The 16,922-nt window shown below is 71.1% G+C and carries 13 protein-coding genes; 8 read left to right on the forward strand and 5 right to left on the reverse strand.

The features are described from left to right. Positions 1–7: 7 nt before the first annotated feature. The gene (locus tag ACRAKH_RS20510; RefSeq protein ID WP_380724491.1) at positions 8–1,399 is read right to left on the reverse strand and encodes an ABC transporter substrate-binding protein; all 1,392 of its coding nucleotides are present in this window, start codon (positions 1,397–1,399) and stop codon (positions 8–10) included. A 215-nt stretch (positions 1,400–1,614) separates the two neighbouring features. Between ACRAKH_RS20510 and ACRAKH_RS20515 the strand changes: the two genes are divergently transcribed. From ACRAKH_RS20515 to ACRAKH_RS20525, 3 genes are read left to right on the forward strand one after another with little or no spacing between them, the layout of a single operon-like run. Continuing rightward, complete coding sequence (locus ACRAKH_RS20515) at positions 1,615–2,400, forward strand: sugar phosphate isomerase/epimerase family protein (protein ID WP_447009187.1); 786 nt, start codon at positions 1,615–1,617, stop codon at positions 2,398–2,400. Positions 2,401–2,404: 4 nt separating this feature from the next. Further along, positions 2,405–3,763 carry an MGH1-like glycoside hydrolase domain-containing protein gene (locus ACRAKH_RS20520; protein ID WP_380724493.1) on the forward strand — a complete coding sequence of 453 codons (1,359 nt, stop codon included), beginning with the start codon at positions 2,405–2,407 and terminating at the stop codon, positions 3,761–3,763. Continuing rightward, positions 3,763–4,791, forward strand: a complete 1,029-nt coding sequence (locus ACRAKH_RS20525; RefSeq protein WP_380724494.1) for a zinc-dependent alcohol dehydrogenase — start codon at positions 3,763–3,765, stop codon at positions 4,789–4,791. Before ACRAKH_RS20520 ends, ACRAKH_RS20525 begins: the two co-directional genes overlap by 1 nt. A gap of 15 nt (positions 4,792–4,806) precedes the next feature. Here the strand turns inward: ACRAKH_RS20525 and ACRAKH_RS20530 are convergent, their stop codons facing one another. Further along, the gene (locus tag ACRAKH_RS20530) at positions 4,807–6,183 is read right to left on the reverse strand and encodes a protein kinase domain-containing protein (protein ID WP_447009188.1); all 1,377 of its coding nucleotides are present in this window, start codon (positions 6,181–6,183) and stop codon (positions 4,807–4,809) included. A gap of 158 nt (positions 6,184–6,341) precedes the next feature. Continuing rightward, positions 6,342–7,436, reverse strand: a complete 1,095-nt coding sequence (locus ACRAKH_RS20535; RefSeq protein WP_380724496.1) for a three-Cys-motif partner protein TcmP — start codon at positions 7,434–7,436, stop codon at positions 6,342–6,344. 520 nt (positions 7,437–7,956) lie between these two features. Between ACRAKH_RS20535 and tcmP the strand changes: the two genes are divergently transcribed. After that, positions 7,957–9,273, forward strand: coding sequence for a three-Cys-motif partner protein TcmP (tcmP, locus tag ACRAKH_RS20540; RefSeq protein ID WP_380724497.1), 1,317 nt, complete (start codon positions 7,957–7,959; stop codon positions 9,271–9,273). Between the two features lie 39 nt (positions 9,274–9,312). Here the strand turns inward: tcmP and ACRAKH_RS20545 are convergent, their stop codons facing one another. After that, positions 9,313–10,062: a DUF5131 family protein gene (locus tag ACRAKH_RS20545; RefSeq protein WP_380724498.1), complete on the reverse strand. Its 750-nt coding sequence runs from the start codon at positions 10,060–10,062 to the stop codon at positions 9,313–9,315. Between the two features lie 93 nt (positions 10,063–10,155). Between ACRAKH_RS20545 and ACRAKH_RS20550 the strand changes: the two genes are divergently transcribed. Both ACRAKH_RS20550 and ACRAKH_RS20555 read left to right on the forward strand, forming a co-directional pair. Then, on the forward strand, positions 10,156–10,482 hold the full coding sequence (locus ACRAKH_RS20550; protein WP_380724499.1) for a hypothetical protein: 327 nt from the start codon (positions 10,156–10,158) through the stop codon (positions 10,480–10,482). Positions 10,483–10,575: 93 nt separating this feature from the next. After that, positions 10,576–12,117 (forward strand): FAD-binding oxidoreductase, encoded by a 1,542-nt coding sequence (locus tag ACRAKH_RS20555; protein WP_380724500.1) that lies wholly within the window; start codon positions 10,576–10,578, stop codon positions 12,115–12,117. 30 nt (positions 12,118–12,147) lie between these two features. On the opposite strand, the gene ACRAKH_RS20560 is transcribed toward ACRAKH_RS20555, so the two are convergent. Beyond that, positions 12,148–13,230, reverse strand: a complete 1,083-nt coding sequence (locus ACRAKH_RS20560) for a ferritin-like domain-containing protein (RefSeq protein WP_380724501.1) — start codon at positions 13,228–13,230, stop codon at positions 12,148–12,150. Positions 13,231–13,439: 209 nt separating this feature from the next. Here ACRAKH_RS20560 and ACRAKH_RS20565 point away from each other — a divergent pair, with 209 nt between their 5' ends. Together ACRAKH_RS20565 and ACRAKH_RS20570 are read left to right on the forward strand one after the other, a co-directional pair. Continuing rightward, complete coding sequence (locus tag ACRAKH_RS20565; RefSeq protein ID WP_380724502.1) at positions 13,440–15,830, forward strand: LodA/GoxA family CTQ-dependent oxidase; 2,391 nt, start codon at positions 13,440–13,442, stop codon at positions 15,828–15,830. Continuing rightward, positions 15,827–16,921 (forward strand): NAD(P)/FAD-dependent oxidoreductase, encoded by a 1,095-nt coding sequence (locus ACRAKH_RS20570; RefSeq protein ID WP_447009189.1) that lies wholly within the window; start codon positions 15,827–15,829, stop codon positions 16,919–16,921. The genes ACRAKH_RS20565 and ACRAKH_RS20570 overlap by 4 nt, the downstream gene beginning before the upstream one ends. The last annotated feature ends 1 nt before the right edge of the window (position 16,922 follow it).

Raw genomic sequence — 16,922 nt, forward strand, 5'->3', positions numbered from 1 at the left:
CGGCGTCCTACTTGCCGAGTTCGTCGGCGATGGTGGCGGCCTGCTCGCTCGCCTTGCGGGCGGCGGCCGGCGCGTCACCGGAGCCGTTGACGGCCTCGGCCAACGCCTTGGGCACGACGAGCTGCCCGGCGACGGCGCCCGCCAGCTCGGCCTTGCCCTGGCGGAAGCCCCAGCGGCTGAAGCTCTTCGGGCTGTCCTGGACGACGCGAAGCGTCTCCTCGTCGTAGAACTTCGACAGCGGGGCCTTGGTGTCCACGCCGACGTCGAGCCCGCGCCACGCCTCGGCGTACTCCCGCGGGTTGTCCTTCGTGCCCGAGCGGACCGGCACCTTGCCCTCGGGCGCGATGGCGAGCCAGTCGCGGTACCCGTCGCTCATCAGGTGCTCGACCAGCTTCTCGGCGTTGTCGGTGGCGGCGTCCTTCAGCACCGCGAACGACGCCGTCTCGCCGAACGTGGTCGGCTCGCCGCCGTCCGGTCCGGCGAGCGCCGCGACCACGCCGGTGTTGCGCGCCAGGAACGCCGGGTCCGCCTGGCACTCCGCGCACGTCGGCAGGGCGTCCTTGCGCAGGCCCGCCAGCTCGTCGAGCAGGTAGGACGACCACACCACCATCGCCGACCGACCCGCGAAGTACGTCGCCCGCGTGGTGTCGACGTCCTGGTTGCCCGCGACGGAGTGGCGGGTGATCAGGTCGGTGTAGAACTGGAACGCCGCGACGCACCCGGAACTGTGCAGGGCCACCTGGCCGTCGTCGCCGACGAGTTCGCAGCCGTTGGCCAGGGCGAGGTGCTCGAACGTCTGGTGCGTGAACACGTCGGCGGGCGTGGTACTGGCCGTGATGCCCGCGACGTCGCCCTGGTCGAGCCGTTCGGCGGCCTGCCGGATCGCGTCGTACGAGGTCGGCGGCTGCAGCCCGGCCTGGGCGAACAAGTCCTTGCGGTAGAAGAGGAGCTGGGCCCAGCCGTCGCTGGGCACCACCAGCTGGGTGTCGCCCTCGCGGGTCAGCTCCAACGACTGCTCGGCGAACGTGTCGGCGCCGAGGCGGTCGACGACCTGCTGGGCGGCGTCGGTGTCCAGCAGGTCGTCCGTGCGCAGCTGGCTCATGATCGGCAGCGAGATCGAGCCGATCACGTCGGGCAGCTCGCCGGACGCGGCGGCGGACGTGAGCACGGTCGTGAGCTGGTTCTCGGCGACCGCGACGAGCTTGGTCTCGATGCCGGTCCGCTCGGTGAACCGCGCCAGGAGGCGTTCCTGCGCCTGCACGCGGTCGGCGGTGTCCTCAATGGTCCAGAAGACGAGCGGTCCGTCAGCTCCCCCACCGGAATCGCCGCTCCCGCAGGCCGCCAGCACCAGGGCGACAGGCACCGCGGCGGCGAGCGCGCGCAGTCCTCGTCCGGTCATGGTTGCTCCCTTCCAGGTGGACCGCGTCCTCTCACGGGCCAGCGCCGGGTGTTCGGTGGCGCCACTGAACACCCGGTTTTGTCCCGTGACAACCACCAACCCGGTACTGACTTCGGGTCCGCATCGGGCTGTGTGCAGGCGTTCGGCGATCGACCGCGCGCCGGGATCGGGATACCGCATTGTTGTTTTGACTGATCGCGGGATTAATGGCCGTCATGCCGCAGTGGAAGATCGCCTGCCAGGAGCAGCTTCTGCCGGGCGCGTCGATCGAGGAGAAGTGGGAGTTCGCCCAGTCGGCGGGCTTCGACGGCATCGAGCTGCGCGCGCGGGGCGACGAGGCGTTCGAGGCCCGGCTCGGCGCGCTCAAGCGGGCGGTCGGCCACGGTGTCGTCATGCCTTCCGTGTGCCTGGACGGGATACCGCTCGGTGACGTCGACCGGGGTGCGGACGCCCTCCGGCAGGTGTCCTCGCGCCTCGGCGTGATCGCCGCGATGGGCGGGGAGGTCGTGGTCGCGCCGGTGTCCGACGGCCGACTGCTGCCAGTGCCGTGCCCGCGTTCGTCCACAGAGGACTACGAGACGTTGTCGGACGGCCTGCGCCGCCTCGCCGAGCGGGCCGCGCGGGAAGGCGTGACGATCTGCCTGCAGCCGGTCAACCGCTACGAGGGCCGCCCCGTCAACACGCTCGACCAGGCGGCGGACGTGTGCCGCGCGGTGGGGCTGCCGTCGGCGCGGGTGGCCGCGGGCACGTTCCACATGAACGTGGAGGAAGCCGACCCGGCCGGCGCGCTGCTGGCCGCCGGCCCGTGGCTCGGCCACGTGGAGCTGGCCGACTCGAACGGCCTCGAACCCGGTGCGGGCCACGTCGACTGGTGGGCCGCGTTCGCGGCGCTCGACGCGGCCGGCTACCAGGGGTGGGCGGGCTTCGCGTGCAGCCTGTCCGGTCCGGCCGAGTCCGCGCTGCCGGCCGCCGTCAGCCTGCTCCGCCAGGCCGGCGGGTGACGGCGTGACGGCGGGGACGACCCTGGGGCCGCTCGCGCCCGACATCGCCGACCTGCGGCGGAAGGCCGCCGCGACGCTGCTGCGGAACTGGCGCGGCTCGGCGACCGTGCCGACCGGCACGCTCTACCCGCACCAGTGGAGCTGGGACTCCGCGTTCATCGCCATCGGGCTGGCCCACCTGAGCCCGCGGCGGGCGTTCGCCGAGCTGACCGCGTTGCACGGCGCGCAGTGGCGTGACGGGCGCGTGCCGCAGATCGTGTTCAACCCCGCCGTGCCCGAGGACGCCTACTTCCCCGGCCCGGCGTTCTGGCGACCGCTGCCGCGCCAGGGACCGCCGGCGGGCGTGTCGACCACCGGGCTCGTGCAGCCGCCCGTGCACGCCGGCGCCGTCCTCGCCGTCGCCGACCGCCACCCCGGCGACGCCGCCGACGCCGCGGTCCACCGGCTCTACCCGCGGCTGGCGCGCTTCCACGACTACCTGTTCGAACGGCGGCGGGTGGCGTCCGGGCTGGTCGCCGTCGTGCACCCGTGGGAGTCGGGCCTGGACAACAGCCCGTTCTGGGACGAACCCCTCGGCGCGGCCGCCACCGCCCTGGCCGACGACATCACCGGCCTGCGCCGCGACCTGCGCCACGCCGACGCCGGGCACCGGCCCACGGACGACGACTACGCGCGGTACATGGGGATCGTGGCCGCGTACCGCAACCGCGGTTACGCCGACGACGACCTGCTCAGCCTGCCGTTCTGCACCGTCGACCCGCTGTTCTGCGCCGTGCTGGCCTGGTCGGAGCAGGCGCTCGCGGAACTCGCCCGCCGCACCGGCGCCGACCCCGGCAGGCACGACGAGCGGGCCCGCGAGCTGACGCACCAGATCCACTCGCGGCTGTTCGACCCGGCGTTGGGCTGCTACGTGGCGCTCGACGCGCGCACCGGCCGGCACCTCCCCAAGCGGACGGTCTCCGGCCTGGTCCCGCTGCTGCTGCCCGACCTGCCCGCCCGACGCCGCGAGGCGCTGCTGGCGACGTTGACCGGGCCCGCGTTCGGCCTGGGGTCGCCGCCCGTGCGCGGTGTGCCCAGCTACGACCTCACCGCGTCCGACGCCGACCCGCACCGGTACTGGCGCGGGCCGACGTGGATGAACACGAACTGGCTGCTGTGGACGGGGCTGCGGCGGCAGGGCGAGACCCGCCACGCCGAGCACCTGGCGTCCGACATGATCCGCCTGGTCGCCGACGCCGGGTTCCGCGAGTACTTCGACCCGGTGACCGGCGAAGGCCTCGGGGCCGACCACTTCAGCTGGACGGCGGCGCTCCTGCTGGACGTCCTCGCACACGAGCCCGGAGGGCAAGGATGGCAACGGTAGTGCGTTTCGACGCCCCCGGCTCGGTCTCGCTGGGAGAGGAGCCCGATCCCCCGCTGACCGCGACCGGCGTGCGCGTCCGCACCCTGTACTCGGGGATCTCCGCGGGCACCGAGCTGACCCAGTACCGCGGCACCAACGCGCACTTCACCAAGACGTGGGACCCCGATGTCCGCCTGTTCGTGCCGGGACGACCCACCGCCGAGTACCCCGTCGTGGTCGGGTACGAGGAGGTCGGCGAGGTGGTCGAGGTAGGGCCCGAGGTCACCGCCGTCCGCCCCGGACAGGTCGTGTGGGGCGTCTGGGGCCACCGGTCGGCGACCGTCGTGGACGAGGCGTACGCGGCGCAGCGGGTGCTCGACCCGGGAGCAGACCCGGTGCTCGGCATCTTCAGCCACATCGGCTCCGTCGCCCTCAACGTGGTGCTCGACGCGGACGTCCACGTCGGCGAGACCGTCGTCGTGTTCGGCCTCGGCGTGGTCGGGCAGATCGTCGCCCAGCTGGCCAGGCGCAACGGCGCCAGGGTGATCGGCGTGGACACCATCCCCCACCGGCTGGAACTGGCCCACGCGCTCAGCGCGGACGAGGTGCTGGACGCCGGGGCGGGCGGGGTCGCCGAACGGGTCCGCGAGCTGACCGACGGCCGCGGCGCCGACGTCGCGCTCGACGTCAGCGGCAGTCACCAGGCCCTGCACGAGGCCGTCCGCAGCGTCGCCTACAACGCCCGCGTCGTCGCCGGCGGCTTCTACCAGGGCGAGGCGCGCGGGCTGTTCCTCGGCGAGGAGTTCCACCACAACCGGGTGTCGCTGGTGTGCTCGCAGATCTCCGGCGTGGCCGCCGCCCTGTCCCCGCGCTGGGACCGCGGGCGCCTCGCGACCACCGTCATCGACCTGGCCGTGTCGGGGCACCTGCTCCTGCGCCCCCTGATCTCGCACGTCGTGCCGGTCGAGGAGGCGGCTTCGGCCTACAAGCTGATCGACGCCCAGCCGGACCAGGTGACCCAGGTGGTCCTGGAGTTCACCGCACCGTGACGTCCCCGGCGTCCCTCAGTTGCTCTCCTCGGTGGGCGCGGTCGGGGGCTCTTCGGGCTCGGGGTTGGTCTCGGAGGGCTCCGGGGTGGGGACCACCGGCTCCGACGTCGGCGCGGCGGGCGTCGTGGTGGGCGTGACGGCCTCGGTGGTGGTCCTGGTGTTCGGCCCGGTGACGGGCGCGGCGGTGTCGCCGGCTCCCGTGTCACCGGCCCCCGCGTCGCCGGCCGGCGCGGCCGCGGTCGGCTCGACCGACGTCGTGACCTGCGGCGTCGCCGTCGCCTGGGCCGCGTCCGGGGTCTGCGGCGTGCCCAGGTACTGCGGCTGGACGGGGTTCTGCGGCGCCGGGGAGGAACCGGGCTGCTCGACGGACGCCTGCTGGGTCGACGACGCCGGGGGCGCGGACGTCGCCGGCTGCTCCTCCGAGGTCGCGGCCATCGTGATGGCGAACGCGCCGACCAGCACGCCCGCCGAGGCGACCAGCGTCTTCCACGACGACCGGGACCCGCGCGCGAGCTTCAGCGTGGGTTCGTCCGGCGGCTTGACCAGCGCCACCGGCTTGACCGACCCGTCCGGTTTGCGCTGTTCCGGCACGTCGTCGAGCACGCTCAGCACCCGCGTGCACTCTTCTGCAGTGGGCCGCTCCTCCGGCGCGGAGGCGGTCATCCGCGACAGCAGCCCCGCGACCTCGGACGGCAGGTCGTCGGGCACCGCGGGCGTGCGGTGCAGCCGCGCCACGGCCGCTTCCACGTCGCCGCCGGTGTACTCGCGCCGGCCGGTCAGGCACTCCAGCAGGACGAGCCCGAGCGCGTAGACGTCGGCCGGGTGGTCGACGTCACCGCCGAGCACCTGTTCGGGCGCGAGGTAGGCGGCCGTGCCGACCAGCTGGTCGGTGCGCGTCATCCGCGTCGCGCCGGTCAGGTGGACCAGGCCGAAGTCGGCGAGGTAGGCGTTGCCCTCGGCGTCGAGCAGGATGTTGGACGGCTTGACGTCCCGGTGCACGAGGTCGTGCGCGTGGACGTAGGCGAGCGCGTCGGCCAGGGCCGCGCCCAGCCGACGCGTCCGGTCCAGCGACAACGGCCCCAGGTCGATCAGCTCGCGCAGGGTCTGCCCCTCGACGAGCTGGAGCACGACGAACGGCGTCTCGGCCTGCGTGTCGGCGTCGTAGACGGACACCAACCCGGGGTGGGAGAGGCAGGCCAGCGTGCGGACCTCGTTGTCGAACCGCCGTGCGGCCGCCTCGTCGAACCCTGGCTGGAACAACTTCACCGCGACGTGCCGGCACAGGGTGGTGTCCCAGGCGCGGCGAACTTCCGCCATGCCCCCGAGCCCGATCGGTTCGAGGAGGCGGTAACGGTCGGCCAACAGGTGGTCGCTGCTTGTGGAGGGAGACACCGTCATACCTCCGGTCGAGGTAGGAGCACACTCCCAGGTGCCCCGACAGCGCCGCGCGCAAACAGGTGAACGACCCTCGCCTCACCCCAGCCCTCGCACCAACCCATCACGGCGACCACCCGACCGCGCCGCCGGTGCGTGTCAGCCCGGAGAGCTTGTCAACCAGCCTTCGCCCACACGCGGCCACGGGTCCGGATCCGGTTCACCGGATCGGAGCGGATGACGCCCTTCTCCAGCAGCGGTTGCAGCGCTGGGCTGACGTGCTGCATTCGGTACACCGTCTCCCGCAGTGCAAAGTCCTTCAGGTCCTGAACCGCCACCCCGTCCTCGCCCCCGGCTTCGATAACCGGCACGAGCAGCCGCGCGAGAGGCGCCAACAAGGGCTCGTTGACATCGAACAGCGTCTCGTGCTGCTCATCACGGGGATCGCGGAACCCGACGCCCTGTACCGGGTCGACCTCCCACAAGGTGTCCTTCATCTTCTCCACGCCACGCGGGTGGTTGGTGCCGAAAACCAGGTACAAGGGCTCGCCGCGTCGATCGATCAACTCGAAGTCCAGCAGGTGCTGGAACCCCGCGTCGTGGAGAGACCTCCGATAGCAGTCGAGCAGGTGTCGTCGCTTCGCCTCCCCGTCCGGCAGGCCCCTGACCTGGCGCCATCGCTGGTCTCCCCCGAACACGCCGTCCGCATCGGCACCCAACTGCTCGACGAAACGGACGAAGTGCTGGGTTCCGAAGGTGACGATGACCTCGGTGGCCGGATTGCGCGCCAGGCGCCTCAACAACGGATGTGGCACCGGTGCGTTGCCCCACGAGTCCAGCACCGCCAGGATCGGCTGCCCCCAGCAGCCGCGCTCGGTCAGGTACTGCTCGAGGAGCTCACCGCACTTGCCCTGGACCACGTCCACCCACATGCGGTCCAGCGGCCGTGGACGCTCCGGGAAGCGCTCGGTCAACTGCTCACGCAGCATGCTCACACAGCGTGGGTCGTCGTCGATGAAGAGGAACTTCGCCAACGACCTGGTCGTCGGCACCTTCTTGACATACGCCTCCAGCGCGATGATCGGTGATCCGGGCTCGCCATCGGCGTACACCCCGGGACCAGCGAACCCCTCCGCGTAGGTGGCTGACGGGTAGGCGTTGGAGCCTCCGATCAGGATGGGGAACCACCGTTCGAGGTAGCGCCGGTAAATGTCGTGCTTGGCCAGCGTGTGTTCCACGATGGCCCAGGGCACACGTCCTTTCACCGGCATCGCAAGGCTCCTCGGGGTCACGGGCGCTCCAGTTGCACCATAACCATTGTCGGGAGCAGGCCGGAAGATTTTCGAACTGTTATCAGCCGCGACATACGCACGAACTGTTGCGCAAGACTCCGAGCGAGTGACGATGGGCCTGCTAATGCGGAACCGCTCAGGCTTCACCCTCTCCTGGCCAACCCGGTTTGCCGATTGGCTCCGTGCAGAACGCTGGGCCGTCCCGAGCGGCGCAGACGTGTCCCGACCAGCCCTGACGGTTGAGTCGAGGAGGTTGACCGCAGAAGGGGCTGGACCCGCGCTCGTCATCTGCGCCGTCACTCGGCATGACCATCAGCCCGGGCAGCCCACACCGGCGACGGGACTGAACGGCACATAGGGGGACGATCTATAGAACAATTCAAGCTCCGTTCCGCATCGGTGCCGCTCGCTCACTCGTCCGTTCGGGGATTTTTGTGAGCCAATCGGATTACATCGACGTCGCCACGTGGTAGTTCTGATCGCTCGACGAGGAGGTGTGATGACCGCGAACGAGAAGTTCTTCCAGGAGAAGCGGGCTGCGGCCGTGCTCAAGCACGGAATCCTGGACCGGTACCTGCCCGTGTTCACCTCCAAGACCGGCAGCAGCGCCACCGGAGGGCAGGTGGTGTACCTCGACGGGTTCGCCGGCCCCGGTCGCTACGAACCCGAGGACGGCCAGTCGGTCGGCGCCGAAGGGTCACCCCTCCTCGCAATGCGCACCGCGACTGCTGTGCAGACGTTCGGGCGAACGCTGCACTGCGTGTTCGTCGAGCGCGCCCCTCACCACTACGAGAACCTGTGCCTGACCCTGGAGCGGGAGGTCGCGGGCAAGAACTACGAGGTACTACCCGGTGACGTCAGCGGACACCTCGATCGCGTTCTGGCCGTGGCGGACGACCGCCCCCTGCTGGCTTTCCTCGATCCGTTCGGCACGGGCCTGCCCTACGCCGAGATGACCGACCGCTTGCTCCGGCGACCGACCCGTCCGCCGACCGAGGTCCTGCTCAACTTCAACCTACAGTCGGTGTGGCGCATTGGGGGCCTGCTGGCCGGAGACGAAACGGGCACCTGGAACCACGGCCTGGACGCGGTACTGGACGCCGACTGGCTTCCGGTGCGGGACAAGCTTGCCGCGAGCACTACCAACAGCCCTCAGAGCGCAACCGCGTCCCTGGCGAGGATCGACGATTTCCTCGGCAACGAGTGGTGGCGCGACGTCTTCCGGAACTCCCGCGCGAAGGCGCGTCACCGGGGCGAACGCACCGCCTCCGCACGCGCGGCCCAAGTGGTGGCCCAGGAGTACTGCAGACGCATCGAGGCCGACACCGGGTACCGGTCCTTCAGTGTCCCCATCCGCCGGCAGCCCGGGCAGGAACCGTTCTTCATGCTGATCTTGTTCTACCGGTACCGCGGCACGCCCTACGCCTTCAACGGGGCGGTGTCCAAGGCCAACGAGGCATGGCGGAAGTTCATCAGCGAGCGATCGCCCCAACCGCAAGCACACCTCGCTGAACAGGAAGACCTCTTCGGCGGAACCCTGACGACGGGAATGACAGACGAGCAGAACACCCGCGCCGAGGCCAGGCGGAACCAGGAGTGGATCAGCATGATCGCCCGCAACGTCACCACGTTGCTCGCCGTGCACGGTCCCGTCGACGTCCAAGACCGCACCAAGGACATCTTCGGCACCACACTCGGATTGGCGCGCGAGACCCACCTGCGAGCAGCATGGGACCTGCTCGCGAACCAAGGTGTGGCCCTACCCCGCCTCAAGGGCAAGAACAAGATCGAGAACCAGACCATCCGACCGGCGTGAAGCACCGGCCGGCAAGTCTGGGGCAAGGACTCGGCCGCTTCAGCTGACTTCCGCGAACTGCGGCATCTGGTCCCACGTCTGCCCGTCCAGTTCGCGCCCCCCGGCTTTCGGCGTGCGACCGCCCCACTGCTTGTGGAAGAAGGCAACACGGGCTTCCTGGCAGGCGTCACGAATCTGCCGGACCCAGAGCGGGTCCACAGGACGGGCATTCGGCCCCGACTCGCCGCCGGTGATGACCCAGCCGATGCCCTCGAGGTTCAACTCGGCCAACGGGCCCAGCAGCGGTTCGCAGGACAGGAACCGCACCGCGGCCGGCACTGCGCGCAGGTCGTCGACGCGGGTGAGTTGGTCGCTGTCCTCCACGCTCACCCCCATCCACACGTTGGTTGGCCAGTCGAGCTTGTCGGCCAGTTTGCGCAGCCGCGTTGAGCGCTTCGTGAGCACCTGGTAGGTGTGCTGGGGGGTGGCGGCCATGACTGCGAAGACTTTGCGCACGAAGTCGAGAGGCACCTTAGCGTGGAAGAGGTCGCTCATGGAGTTGACGAACACCACTCGCGGAGTCCGCCACCGATAGGGCTGGTCCAGGGTGTCCGGGTGCAGCGTGACGCCGAACCCGGGACCCGACGTACGCGGATCGCCGTCGTTCTGGTACTTCTCGGTCCCCATCGCCTTGAGTCGTTTCGCCAAAGTGAGCGCGTAGCAGTTGTCGCAGCCCTTCGAGATCCGGTCGCACCCCGTCGTGGGATTCCACGTGACCTCGGTCCACTCGATCGTCGAGCGACTGCCCATGACTGCCCCTTGCTTGCCTTCGGTACCGGCTCGAACACCGGTTCGACTCGAACTTACGAGCAAGTCGTAACGTAAAACTCGTAAGATGGCCATATGGCGTCACCGGATCGAGTTCTCCTGCGGGATCGGTCGCAGGCCGCGTTCGGCCAGCGCTACCGCCTCGAGGTCATGCTCGCGATCGCGGCCGCCGACGACGGCTTCGTTTCGTTAAGCTCGCTGGCCTCCCGATTGGGCATCACCACCAGCAACCTGCAGGGACCGATCAGATCCTTGCGGGAGCTCGGTCTCCTCACACCGGTCGCGCACGGCGATTCACGCCACCGCTTCTACCTCCGCAACCCGAGCGCCGCATGGGCCTGGGTTGCGGAGCTCCGCGACCAAGCCCTCCTCGAAGCCGCCACCACCGGCGGCGCGGCGTAGGCCGGACGCCGGAAGCGGAGCGTGAGGACGGTTCGCCCGTCCTCCCCCGTGGTCCACCCGCGCGTGCCCCGTCGGTCCGCATTGGATGGACGCATGACCGTGCAGAGGATCGACCGGCACGACGTGCGCTACCCCGACCTGGTCCAGGGCAACAACATGCGCTGGGTGGGGGCGCCGGACGAGGTGTTCCTGCCGCGTGACGCGGGCGAGGTGGCGGAGTGCGTGCGCGAGCTGACCGGGCGCGGTCTGCGGTTCGCCGTTCGCAGCGGCGGGCACTGCTACGAGGACCACGTGTTCAACTCGGCGGTCCGCGCCGTGGTCGACCTGAACCTGCTGAACGGGGTCGAGCACGATCCGGTGACGGGGTGCGTGGCGATCGGCGCGGGTCAGGGCCTGTGGGACGTCTACGCGAAGCTGCACCGCCGCTGGGGTGTGACCATTCCGGGCGGGTCGTGCGCGACGGTCGGCGCGGGCGGGCACATCGTGGGCGGCGGGTACGGGCTGCTGTCCCGCCGCGACGGGTTGACGGTCGACCACCTGCACGGGGTCGAGGTGGTCACCGCGGACGGCGAGCTGCGCGTCGTCACCCGTGAGAGCACCGGCGCCGACCGCGACCTGTGGTGGGCGCACACCGGCGGCGGGGGCGGGAACTTCGGGGTGGTCACCCGCTACCTGATGCGCGGCCCCCACGCGACCGACCGGACACCGCCGGACGAGCTGCTGCCCCGGGCGCCCCGACAGGTGCTGCTGCACGACCTCACGATCCCGTGGGACCAGGTCGGCTCGGACGGCGCGGAGCTGGCCGTGATGCTGCGCCGTTTCGACGACTGGTGCGCGCACAACTCCGCGCCCGACGCGGACGCCGCCAACAACCTGTTCGCGCTGTTCCGCGTCCACCCCCGGCTGACCCCCCACGAACGGGCGATCAACCTCACCACCCAGGTCGCCATCGACGACGACTCCCCCGAGAGCCTCTCCCGGGCCCGCGCGACGCTGAAGGACTTCCTCGGCTCCGTCCTCACGGTGTCGTCGGCGGCCACGCACCCGCGCGGCCTCGACCACCACCCGGCACGGCCCTGGCTCAACGCCACCCACGAGCTGGGCCAGGGCACCTGGCACCACCGCGCCGACTACAAGTCGGCCTACCACCGCCGCCTCACCGACCACCACGTCGACGCCCTGGTCCGGACGTTCGCGACCGCCGGCCGGGGCGCCGAAGGCGCACGGGTCTCCCTCGACACCTACGGCGGCCGGGTGAACGGCGTCGCCAAGGACGCCACCGCCACCCCGCACCGCGACTCGGTGATCAAGCTGCAGTACATGTCGTTCTGGGGCAGCCCCGCCGAGGACGACGCCCACGTCGAGTGGCTGCGGGAGGCGTACCGCGAGGTCTACGCCGAGACGGGCGGCGTCCCGGCCGCCGCGAACGACGACCCGGACCGCATCGCCACCGACGGCTGCTTCGTCAACTACCTCGACACCGACCTGCCCGCGCACCCCACCGGCACCGCGGCGAGCCGGTGGCAGCTCTACTACGGCGACACCAACTTCGCCTCGCTGGTGCGGACCAAGCAGACCTTCGACCCCCACGACGTCTTCCACCACGCCCAGTCCATCCCGGTGACGCACCCGTAGGGGCCGGGACGACCCCAGCGCCGGGCAAGCTCAGCCGGGGAGCCGGAATTCGGGGCCGTAATTCCTGCCGGGCTGGTTCTCGGCGGCCGGGAGCGCGATGGTCACGAGCTCCCGCGCTTTTCCTTCGAGCGCTTTCATGGCGACGATGGAATCCTTGAACGGCGTCTTGGGGTCCGCGGTCTGCCACACCTGTTCCAACTTCACCAGGAGTTCCCGGTACGTCGTGTTGAACGCGTCGAGCTTGGCCTTGACGGAATCCGACGCGGCCGAGCGGTTCCACCCACCCCGGGGAACGGTGCCGAGCGGGTGCACCGCCGGCCGGGGGAAGGAATCGCCGTCGAACTTCCACTTCTTACCGGGGTGCTGCTTCAGCTTCCGGCCGTGGAAGATCTCACCGAAGCGGTAGTAGTGGGCGAGTTCGCCACCGCTGTTCGGCGAGACGTCGGAGCCCTCTCCCTGTTCCGTGATCAATTTGACGGCCCGCTCCACCTTCGTCAGGTCGACGACCTTCTTGTTGTCCTTCGTCGTGGTCATGTCGGGCAGTTCGAAACCGGCGATGACGGAGTTCAACTGCGGGCCGGGGGCGCCGAACTCGGCGAAGTTCTCCGGCTTCTTGAACGCCTCGAGGATGGCGGCGTAGAACTTGCCGATCGTCGGGAACGTCTCCGCCGTCCTGGCCAGCGGTTTCTCCGGCGCTTCGAGGTCCATGAACACCTTGATGACGTCCTGGTCGGACCCGCTGGTCGAGGCGATGCCGGACAGGCTGACCACGAGACCGGGCTTCACGCCGCCGGGCAGCGCGGTGGGGTACGCGGGGACGAGACCCGCTTCCGCCATTTTCGGGACGCCGCCGATCGCGCTGAGCATGTTGCACGCGAGCGCCATGTGCAACATCTCCTCCATCACGATCTCCAGGATCATGTCCGCGACGTTCGGGTCCGAGTTCGGTTCCTTGATCGACCACAACGCGTACAGGTAGGCGGGAATCGTGGCGAACTCGAGCGTCACGCCCCACTGCAACGCCGCTCGAAGCCAGGCCACGTCCCGCTGGGGCGGCTCGCACTCCAGCAACAACGCCATCGACTGGTACGTGTCGGTCAATTCCGCGGTCATGTCAGAATCCCTTCCGAGGCGAGCCCGAGTGCCCGCACCAATGTTCGGGCAGTTCCGGGCGACGTCGACCCCGGCACGATTACTAACACCGTTCGGGGGCACGGCTTCCACCGACCGTGTCTTTCGCCAACCCGACAGGGGAATGGGCACCGCCGAGCGCGCGGAACATACTCGTCACGACACGTCCGGAACCCAGCCAGGGAGAAGCGATGACCCTTCCCATCTCCGAGGTGACGAAGGTCAAGATCCATCCCGCCATCGGCGTCGCCAGGCTGGGGAACAGCGACGAGTACTTCGTCGGCCCCGAGATCCCCGGGCAGCCGGGCCTGCCGGCGGACAAGAAGTTCAAGGACGCCTCCGGGAAGGTGCGCCGCCAAGCCGCCCGGTTCCGCTGCTTCGGCTACGACGAGACCGGGACCCGGTGGGTGGAGCTGACCGACTCGGCCGACGTGTCGATCACCTGGTCGGTGCACGTGGTCAACCGCAAGGCCGCGTCGAAGACGGCGTTCGGCGACACCGAGGACCGCAACCGCGACGTCACGGGCGACGCCCGGAAGAAGCTCGTCATCGACCCCGGCGTGCAGACCATCACCGGCAAGGACGCGGTGAAGGCCATCCCGAAGGCGCCGTTCACCCACCAGGGCAAGAAGACCGACGTCGACCTCGGCGCCCTCCGGACCGACGGCTCCGGGCACCTCCTCGTGCTCGGCGGCCGCGGCAGCTCGGGCTCGCCGACCGGCAAGGCCCTCCAGGGCACCTTCGACAACGACGGGTGGCACGACGACACGTCCGACGGCCCGGTCGGCGCGACCGTGAAGATCAAGGGCAGGGCCGTCGGGGACGTGACCGGCGCGTGGGTCGTCGTCGCGCCCCCGAAGTTCGCGCCCTACTTCACCGACGTGATCAGCATGTACGAGCGGCTCCTCGACTACTACAAGACCCACAAGATCATCGAGGAGACGTCGGCGCTGCTGCCGCCCGCCACGCCGTCCTACGCCGCGCACGTCCAGCCGATCCTGCAACGCGCCAGGACGATCCGCTGGACGCGACGGGTCAAGCCCTACCGCCACCGGTGGGAGGACCCGGTCTACGGCGACGCGAGCAGGCACCACATCTTCGACCGCCTCAAGCCCGCCACCGGAACCCCCTCCCGGCACCAGGACATGCCGCACCTCACGCACGGCGGAAGCACTCCCGGTTACGACGGCACGGACTCCCACCTGACGGCGGTCCAGTACGAGGTGATGAAGCGCTGGAAGGACGGCAACTACCGGCAGGACTGGCCGCCGCCGGCCGCGCGGGTCACCCCGGACGGGCTCGACCGGGCCGCGCTGGACGGCTGCGTCGGCGGATCGCTCTTCCCCGGCATCGAGTTCGGCCGCTTCGCCCTCCGCGCCGACACCACGTCCATCTGGCGCAAGGGCCACCCGTTCCGGTTCGACACGAACCGGGTGCGCGCGGGCGACGTCACCGCCCGGATGGCGCTGCCGTGGCAGACCGACTTCATGGCGTGCGGGAGCGACTGGTGGCCGGTGCAGCGCCCCAACACCGTCATCGCGGACAACAAGTTCCAGGCCTGGGACCGCATGGTCGGCAACAACGAGAACATGGTGAAGGACTGGTACAAGCTGGGCTTCGTCCTGCCGAAGGGCAGCCAGTACGTCGAGCAGGAGCGCACGCTCACCCAGCAGAGCACGGTGCGCGCCGGCGCGGTGAACTTCGGGACCGTCGGCACGGAGGGGCGCACGGTGCCGGTCGTCGTCCACGCCGCCGGCGCCGTGCCGGACCTCGTGGTGGAGAACGCCCCCGGGGCGGTCACCGTCGGCACGCCGAGGACCAGCGGCGACCCGACGTCCACGTTGCTGTCGCTGGACCTCACCTACGCCGCGGCCCGCGCGGACGTCGTGGACGGCGAAGTCGTCCTGCTGGACCGGAACACCGGCGACCGGTGGACGATCCCGGTCAGCGGACGCGGCGCCTCCGCGGCGGACGAGGCGGGGCAGCCGTACTCGCCTCCGGTCGGGGTGGACCTGCTGCTGGCCGGGCAGGGAGTCCTGTCGGCCGGGCAGCAGCACACCTGGACGCTCCAGCTCACCGAGGTCGACCACGCCCTGTCCGTCACGTTGCAGGCGGCCGACGGAGCGCTGTCGGTGGTCCTCGTGAGCCCGTTGGGCCGCCGCCTCGATGCCGGCGTCGCCGACGTGCACGCCACGAAGGACGCCGAGTCGGCCACCCTGCGGGTCGAGCTGCCGTTCGAGAGCTTCCCGAGCCGCTACGACCGCAGCGGCCTGTGGCGGGTCGTGGTCACCGCCGACGAGGGCGCGGACGCGTTGCCGTACCAGGTGACCGCGTCCGCGGAGTCCGACATCCGGTTGGTCGTCGACAGCACCGACTCCGGGGCCGAGGTCACGCTGTGGGGCGCCGAGGACTCGACCGTCGAGGCGGTCCTGGCGGAGGGCGCCGAGCACCAGGTGACGCTGGACGCCGGGTCGTCCACCGGACGGGTCGACGCCGGCGCGGTCACGTCGGTCCGGGCCTTCGGCACCAGCCCGGACGGCCACCCGTTCGTCCGCGAGCGCTACCTGACCGGCGAACGGTGACCGCGGACGCCGTCGTGGTGGGCGGCGGCCCGGCGGGTGCGGCCGTCGCCCGGCACCTGGCCGCGTCCGGGGCCGCGGTGGTGCTCGTCCACGATGACCGCACGCCCTGGCACCGCATCGGCCAGCAGCTGTCCGCGGCCGCACGTCCCGCTCTGGCCGCGCTGGGCGCGTGGGACGTCGTGGCGGCGTCGGCGCGTCCCGTGCACGAGGCGCGCAGCTCGTGGGCCACCGACGAGGTGGACCACCGGCCCGGCATCCTGGACCCGAACGGGCCACCGTGGGCGGTCGACCGGGCGTCGTTCGACCGGGAGCTCCGCGCCCTGGCACGGGACGCGGGCGCGAAGGTCGTGCGCGGTCACGTCCGGGGCCTCCGCGCCCACGGCGGCGCGTGGACCGTCGGCGGCCTGGACACCGGCGGTGGCCCGGGGAGCGTCGGTGGCCCGGGGAGCGTCGGTGGCTTGCGGACGGCCGGGGGCGTGCGGGCCAAGGTCGTCGTGGACGCCACCGGCACCCCGCGCGCGCTCACCCGCCGTCACCTCGACTGGCACCGCTCCGACCACCTGCACTGCACGGCCTGGCGCTGCGACCTGCCCGACGCCGGGTCGTACTCGCTGGTGGAGGCGACGGCGGACGGCTGGTGGTACACCGCGCCCACCGCCGACGGCGCCGCCCTCACGGTCCTGCGCGTCACCGCCGGCTCCTCCCCCGCGTCGCCCCCGCCGCGGACCGGCGACCGCCTCCGGCACCGCGCCCTCGGGCCACCCGCCGCACGGCGCGCCGCACCGGTCGCGTGCGCCTTCCCGCCGTGCGCCGTGCGGGACGGGGCCGCGCTGGTCGCCGTGGGCGACGCCGCGCTGGCGGTGGACCCGCTGTCGTCCTCCGGGCTGCGGCACGCGCTCGACCTCGCCCGGCCCGCCGCCGACGCGGTGCTGGGCCTGGCCGAGGGCGCGACCGCGCCGGCCGAGGAGTACTGCCGGCGCGTCGGACAGGCGTTCACCGAGCACCTGCACCGCCGCCGGGACGTGCACGCCGCCGTCATTCGGTTCGTCGGCCACCCGTTCTGGGCCCGCCGCTCGGCGCCGCCCCCGTGAT

The sequence above is a fragment of the Saccharothrix hoggarensis genome (assembly GCF_052936025.1).